Source organism: Oleiphilus sp. HI0125, from assembly GCF_001635355.1.
Genome location: NZ_LWGF01000668.1, coordinates 1 through 1116, shown reverse-complemented (window position 1 = coordinate 1116; position 1116 = coordinate 1). Strand labels below are relative to the sequence as shown.

The window sequence follows — 1116 nt, the reverse complement described above, 5'->3', positions numbered from 1 at the left end:
TCACACGCTCAAGCTCACTTCCATTAAGCTTCAAGAATACATGATCAATACGTGATGATAAGGTTGCCGTTTCATCTGATACAGCATCATCAAAGCAGCACGTAAGACCTTCACCACGAATCTTATCTTGCATCAGCCAAGTATCACCATAGCCTGTTCCAGTAGCCTGAAGATAAGGAGGTACCAATGGCAATCCATCTAAGCCTGGAATACCTGATGCAGACACAAACGGTGTGTCACGAGGGTCACTATTAAAGTCACCAAGCATAATTATTGGGTTAGTGTCTGAGCTTGTCGCATCAACAATTTGAAGCAACTCATTCATTTGAACGGCTTGCAAAGACTTAAATGGCTCTGAACCGCCGACTTCCAAATGCGTGTTCACGATACGGTAGTCTGCGCCCTTCACGTTCACATCTAAGATATTATAACCACGCGTAAATGAGGCCTGTACGCCATTAATGTCGACCACACCATTGACCGTAAAGTTTCCGCTTAAAGCATTTGAGTAGCTAACTTTCTTACGCACGAGAACGATATCTCTATCTTGTAGACGAACATCTCCCAAGATCGGGCCTTCCGCAGTAATACCCGCAACGAATGGCAACTCAATATCGGCATTGTCGACAGACGCTGCCACTTCGTAACTTAGTCCACGCGCTTCTAAATTCGCCATAAGAATTTCTAGAAAATCATAAACAACGTCGGAAGCTTGAGCAGGGTTCCCAATCAAAAAGTCACCCGGAATTTGCGTACTCCAAATAGATACTTCTTGTAGGCCAATGACGTGAGGCTTACGGCTCACAATTTCATCCGCTAATGCACCAGCACGCTCAGGGAAGTTTGTTGCTTGTGCAGTTTGAAAAACTTCAGTAACCGCCAGAGGTACAGCAAGTGGATCAGGATCTTGAGCTGCAGCGAGTACAGGAAAGATATCTGCACCAAGGTAAACATTACGAGACAAGACTTTGATTTTCTCGTCGTCAGCAAAGGCTAAAGGTGCCGCTAAGCCTAGCGCGAGAACACCCGCTAATAGTTTTGACTTCATTATAATTCTCCATTCTTTTATTTTTATTCGAGCCTTCGAATAGAAAGCAATGATTAGAATGGAATGGG

The 1116-nt window shown here is 44.4% G+C and carries 1 protein-coding gene; it reads right to left on the bottom strand.

Annotation, left to right across the window (positions count from 1 at the left end):
• The coding region (locus A3762_RS09440) for an endonuclease/exonuclease/phosphatase family protein (RefSeq protein ID WP_156493356.1) at positions 1 to 1048 on the bottom strand (1048 nt) is incomplete at its 3' end.
• Positions 1049 to 1116: the final 68 nt, after the last annotated feature.